General features: G+C 73.9%; 6 protein-coding genes. 4 read left to right on the forward strand and 2 right to left on the reverse strand.

Annotated elements, in window-relative coordinates:
• Position 1: 1 nt before the first annotated feature.
• Positions 2-871 carry a CdaR family transcriptional regulator gene (locus tag DQW06_RS21335; RefSeq protein WP_232833109.1) on the forward strand — a complete coding sequence of 290 codons (870 nt, stop codon included), beginning with the start codon at positions 2-4 and terminating at the stop codon, positions 869-871.
• Positions 872-887: 16 nt separating this feature from the next.
• Here DQW06_RS21335 and DQW06_RS21340 read toward each other — a convergent pair whose 3' ends face one another.
• Positions 888-1322, reverse strand: a complete 435-nt coding sequence (locus DQW06_RS21340; RefSeq protein WP_117199173.1) for a hypothetical protein — start codon at positions 1320-1322, stop codon at positions 888-890.
• A 254-nt stretch (positions 1323-1576) separates the two neighbouring features.
• Here DQW06_RS21340 and DQW06_RS21345 point away from each other — a divergent pair, with 254 nt between their 5' ends.
• On the forward strand, positions 1577-2170 hold the full coding sequence (locus tag DQW06_RS21345; protein ID WP_013152431.1) for a Dps family protein: 594 nt from the start codon (positions 1577-1579) through the stop codon (positions 2168-2170).
• 159 nt (positions 2171-2329) lie between these two features.
• On the forward strand, positions 2330-3373 hold the full coding sequence (locus DQW06_RS21350; protein ID WP_117199174.1) for a pectinesterase family protein: 1044 nt from the start codon (positions 2330-2332) through the stop codon (positions 3371-3373).
• Between the two features lie 222 nt (positions 3374-3595).
• On the opposite strand, the gene DQW06_RS21355 is transcribed toward DQW06_RS21350, so the two are convergent.
• Positions 3596-4534 (reverse strand): MetQ/NlpA family ABC transporter substrate-binding protein, encoded by a 939-nt coding sequence (locus DQW06_RS21355; RefSeq protein WP_013152429.1) that lies wholly within the window; start codon positions 4532-4534, stop codon positions 3596-3598.
• A gap of 246 nt (positions 4535-4780) precedes the next feature.
• On the opposite strand from DQW06_RS21355, the gene DQW06_RS21360 reads away from it, so the two are divergent.
• Positions 4781-5287 (forward strand): winged helix-turn-helix domain-containing protein, encoded by a 507-nt coding sequence (locus DQW06_RS21360; RefSeq protein WP_232833110.1) that lies wholly within the window; start codon positions 4781-4783, stop codon positions 5285-5287.
• Positions 5288-5317 lie beyond the last annotated feature (30 nt).

Below are 5317 nucleotides of genomic sequence, written 5' to 3' on the forward strand. Positions count from 1 at the left end.
GGTGCGCCTGGTCGCCGAACTCGCCTCCGACCGGCTCGACGCCGCCGACGTGTTCGCCCTGGGCGAACTGTGGCTGACCTCGATCGACCAGATCTCCGAGAGCCTGTCCGCGGGCCACGCCGAGGCCGCGCGCCGCCTGGACGCGGACCTGGAGCGGGCCCGCCGGGCCTTCCTGGACGACCTGCTGATCGGACGGCAGGCCTCGCGCGGGGCCATCCGCGACCGGGCGCGGACCCTGGGCATCGCCCCGCCCGACCCGGCGGTGCTGGTGGTGGCCGAGGCCGACGGCGGCCCCTGCGACGGGGCGCCGCGGTCGGCCGCGCTCGCCGCCGGGATGGAACTGCTGGGCCTGGTGGAACCGGCGGGCGCCGACCCGCTGGTGACCACGCGCTCGGGACGCGTGGTGCTGCTGGTCCGCCCCGACGACGCCGACCGGGTGGCCGCCGTGCTCGGCGGACGCCCCTGGCGCGGGTGCGTGCTGGAACCGCGCGCGCTGACGGACATGTCGGCCGCCTACCGGCTGGCCGACGGCGCCCTGGAGACCGCGCCCGCGCACGCCTTCGACTCCCGGGGGCTGCTCGGGACCTCCGACGCGTGCGTGCTGGCACTGCTCAACGGCGGCCCGGTCGCCCCGGCCGCGGTCCGCCGCACGGTGCTGGGGCCGCTGCTGGCCGAGGGCAACGCCCACCTGCTGGAGACGCTGCGGGCCTACCTGCGCGAGGGCGCGGCGACCACGGCCGCGCAGGCGCTGCACGTGCACGCCCAGACGCTGCGCTACCGGCTGCGCCGGGTGCGGGAGCTGACCGGGCACGACCCGCACCGGCCCTGGCAGCGGTTCGTGCTGGAGACCGCCTGCGCGATCGCGCCCTGACCGGTTCCGGCGCGGATCAGGGCGCCGTGGACGGCCCGGTCCCCTCCGGTGGCGTCTGCTGGAGGACCTGGTCGCGGTACTCCCGGAAGGACTCCCATCCGCCGTCGCCGTCCTCGCACAGGAAGTCGCCGCTCGAGCAGTCGAGGGCGCGGCAGCCGAGCACCTGGGCCATGCGGAGGATGGCGGGCACGGCGTCGCCGCCGCGGACGTGGAGCATCACGGTCCTGACCGGATCCTCCGCGCCGATGTTGAGCTCCATGCTCCACCCCTGCTCCTCGTCCCGGAGGTGGCCCCAGGCCGGATCGGACAGGTCCGCCTCGGGGAAGGCCTCGCGCAGCGTCGCCAGGAGCCGCGGCAGCGGCGCGATGGACTCGGCCCCGAGGTCCTCGGGGAGGTCGTCGACGGACCTCGCTTCCGCGGGCGCCGACGTCAGCAGTACGTCCCAGCTCATGGGACTCCTCTCTCACGGGGATGCTCCGGCCGGACACTAGCGTCCGCCTGCGACGGTCCCGGTGCGCCGCGGCCCGGCACACGCCGCCCCGGCCCCGGCGGACCGCTCCGACCAGTGAAAGCACACGAAACTTACCCTCGGTTGGCGCGGGGTTAGACCCCCGGAAGCGGTGGGTAGCCGAGACTGGCAGGCGGAGCGCGGCCACCGTGCGCGCTCCCCGCGACACGAGTCACACCGACTGGAGGGGGACCAGAGTGACGACCGCAGAGCGCAAGACCGGAGCACCCAAGCCCAGGAGCAGCCAGCCGTGGCTGCACCAGAGCGGCGAGGAGATCCAGGAGTTCGGGACGGTCCGCCAGTTCCCGGTCGGGCTGTCCTACGACACCCGGATGTACTCGTGCCAGCGGCTCAACCAGGTGCTGTGCGACACGCGCATCCTGCACGACCTGTACAAGAAGCACCACTGGCTCATGCGCGGGCACACCTTCTACCAGCTGCACCTGCTGATGGACAAGCACGCCGGCGAGCAGACCGCGCTGATCGACGACCTGGCCGAGCGCGTGCAGACCCTCGGCGGGGTGGCGGTCGGCGACCCCCGGCACGTCGCGGAGATCACCAACATCCCGCGCCCGCCCAACGGCGCCGAGGAGGTGCCCGCGATGCTCTCCCGCCTGCTGGAGGCGCACGAGACGATCCTGGAGGACTGCCACGACGCCGCCGCGCGCACACAGGAGCTGGGGGACGACGGCACCAACGACCTGCTGGTGTCGGACGTGATCCGCACCAACGAGCTCCAGGCCTGGTTCGTGGCCGAGCACCTGGTGGACACCCCGCTGGTGCGCACCTAGACCCGGACACACGTGACGAGGGGCCCGGCGGTCGCGCCGGGCCCCTCGACGCGCTCGGGGGTTGACGGGGCGCGGCCGCGTCGGGGACAGTTCTGCAATCGGTTGCAGTACCGGCACCGCCCTTGGCGAAAGCGCTCACCCCAGGAGAGGGGCCTGCCCATGGTCCGCCGCAGTTCCCCCGCCGCCCCCGGAGCGGAGGGCCGGGTGATCACCGTGGCCGCCGACGGTTCCGGCGACCACACCGGGGTCCAGGCCGCGATCGACGCCGTGCCCGCGGGCGGCGACGAACGCGTCACCATCCGCGTCGGGGCGGGCGTCTACCGCGAGCCGGTGGTGGTTCCCGCGGACAAACCCGGGATCACCCTGCTCGGCGCGACCGGCGACCCCCGGGACGTGGTCCTCACCTACGACCGTGCGGCGGGCACCCCCGGGCCCGGCGGGGGCGTCCACGGCACGTCCGGCAGCGCCAGCGTCCTCATCTCCGGGGACGGCACGCACGCCCGCGACCTGACCTTCGCGAACTCCTGGCTGCGCGAGGAGCACCCCGGCGTCACCGGAACCCAGGCGGTCGCGCTGCGCGCCACCGGGGACCGGCTGGTCTTCGACAACGTGCGCTTCCTGGGCCACCAGGACACGCTGTACGCGGACTCGCCGGACGCGGACACCCCCGCGCGGCAGTACTACCGCGGCTGCTACGTCGAGGGCGACGTGGACTTCGTCTTCGGCCGGGCCACGGCCGTGTTCGACGGGTGCGTGTTCCACTCCCTGGACCGGGGCAGCGACACCGACAACGGCTACGTGACCGCGCCGAGCACCCGGCCCGGCCGGGAGTTCGGCTTCCTGGTCACCCGCGGCCGCTTCACCGGTGACGCCCCCGCCGGGACCGTCTACCTGGGCCGCCCGTGGGTGCCCAGCTCGCATCCGGACGCCGAGCCGCGGGTGCTGGTGCGCGACTCCTGGATGGGCCGCCACTTCCGCGGGGAGGGCTGGATCGCGATGGCCTCCGGCCACGACTGGCGCCGGTTCCGGATGCTGGAGTACCGCAACTCCGGTCCCGGCGCGCTGGTCACCGCGGACCGACCGCAGATGGACCCGGCCGAGGCCGCCCGGCACACCATCGAGGCCTACCTGGCCGGGGACGACGGGTGGAACCCGGCGCGGGAGCGCACGGGGCGCCCGGAGTCCGCCACCCGGGCACACTGATCCGGTCCGCCGTGCGGGCGCGTCCGGGGTCGGGCTCCGCCTGATGGGCGCGTCGCGCGCCAGGGGGCTCCGGACTCGTTCCCGCCGCGCGACCCGTCCGGCCCCGACCTCCGGACACGGCGAAGGGCGGTGGAGCCGACCGCTCCACCGCCCTCGCGAACGGACGGGGTGTGCGGGCGGCGGTCCCTGCCGGGGCGCCGACCCGTACCTGTGAACCCCCGGCTACTCCTGGTCGGCCTCGGGGCTCTCGGTGGCGTCGTCGGCGCTGGCCTCGGGGCTCTCGGAGGCGTCGTCGCCGGCAGCGGTCTCGACGATGTCGCCCTCGGCGTCCACGGCCAGGACCACGCCCTGCCAGGACTCCTGGATGAACTCCAGGACCCGCTCGTCGTGCAGCAGCTCGGCGAGCAGCTGGATGCGCTCGTCCTCGGCGTTCTCGGCCAGGGTCACCAGGCCGTTGGCGTAGGACTCGACGTAGTCGTCGCCCTCGGGCTCCCAGGCCAGGACGTTGGACTGCTCGGGCAGATCGGTCTCGATGGCGTAGTTGCCGTTGACCACCGCGGCGTCCACGTCGGAGATCGAGCGGGGCAGCTGCGCGGCCTCCAGCGGGGTCACCGTGATGTCGCGCGGGTTGTCGACGATGTCCTTCTCGGTGGCGGACTCCCCGGCCTCGGGGTCGACGGTCACCAGGCCCTCGGCCTCCAGGATGCCCAGGGCGCGGGCGAGGTTGGCCGGGTCGTTGGGGACCGCGATCTCGGCGCCGTCGGGCAGGTCGTCGATGCTCTCGACGCTCTCGGAGTACAGGCCGAGCCGCTCGATGTGGACGTCGGTCAGGTAGGTGAGCTCGGCGTCGGGCCCGTTGGCCGTCCACTCGTTGAGGAAGGCGCGGTGCTGGAAGTAGTTGGCGTCCAGCTCTCCCTCGACCAGGGCGGTGTTGGGGACGTTGTAGTCGGAGATCTCCTCGATCTCCAGGTTCAGCCCGGCCTCCTCGGCGAGGTTCTCCTCGATGAAGGCGAGGATGTCGCCGTGCGGCACCGGGCTGACGCCCACCCGCAGCACGTCCCCCTCGCCGCCGGACTCGGCGGCCTGCTCGCTGGGCGCGCCGCAGGCGGCGAGCGCCAGGGTGAGGGCGGCTGCTCCGAGTGCGGCTGGAGTCGTGCGCATGGTGCGCTCCTTCGTGATCGTGGATGGAGGATCGCGGGGGCGGGCCCCGCGGCGGCCGGTACGGGTGCCGGCGAGGGTGCGGCTCCGCGGACCGTGTGGGGTACCGCGGGGCTGATCAGAGCCTAATCCACCGAATTGGTAGGAATTATCACTTCTCGGACTCCGAGCACGTGGCATCGGCCACACGGATCATATTCCCTACTAAAGCGGTAGAAATTATAGGGTTATGCGCGCATCATGGGGAGCATGCCCAGCGCACACAGCCCTCTCGGCGCACCACCCGCCCCCGCACCGCCCCGGAACCCGCCGCCCACGGCCGGTGGACCCGGCTCCGAGCACTCGCTCCTCGGCGTGCTGCCGCTGCCCGGCGGCGACAGGTACATGCTGGTCTACGGCGTCGTCGTGGACGAGCCGCGCACACCCGACCGGCCGCCGCCCCGCGTTCGCGCCGGGCTGCTCGTGGACCGCGGCGCCCGCCGGGTCTGGTCGGGCGGCAGGGAGGTCGAGCTGACCTACCAGGAGTACGAGCTGCTGGACTGCCTGACCGCCTCACCCGGACGCGCCATCCCCCGCAAGGAGCTGTTGGAGCGGGTGTGGAGCGCGCGGAGGGGACAGAGCTCGCGCACGATCGACGTGCACGTCCACCGGCTGCGCCGCAAGCTCGGCCCCGCCGGGGGCCTCATCACCACCGTGCGCAGGGTCGGCTACGTCTACGAGGGGCCTCCGGCGTCGGTGTCCGCCGTCGGGGCCTGAGAAGCCCGCGCGCGGCCCCGGGAGCGGGGC

Origin of the sequence: Nocardiopsis sp. TNDT3 (assembly GCF_003427465.1) — a bacterium.
Classification (GTDB): Bacteria; Actinomycetota; Actinomycetes; order Streptosporangiales; family Streptosporangiaceae; genus Nocardiopsis; species Nocardiopsis dassonvillei.

Coding starts and splice junctions, on each gene's coding strand:
- DQW06_RS21340 (WP_117199173.1), bottom strand. CDS start 1,322: ATGAGCTGGGACGTACTGCTGACGTCGGCGCCCGCGGAAGCGAGGTCC.
- DQW06_RS21360 (WP_232833110.1), top strand. CDS start 4,781: ATGCCCAGCGCACACAGCCCTCTCGGCGCACCACCCGCCCCCGCACCG.
- DQW06_RS21355 (WP_013152429.1), bottom strand. CDS start 4,534: ATGCGCACGACTCCAGCCGCACTCGGAGCAGCCGCCCTCACCCTGGCG.
- DQW06_RS21350 (WP_117199174.1), top strand. CDS start 2,330: ATGGTCCGCCGCAGTTCCCCCGCCGCCCCCGGAGCGGAGGGCCGGGTG.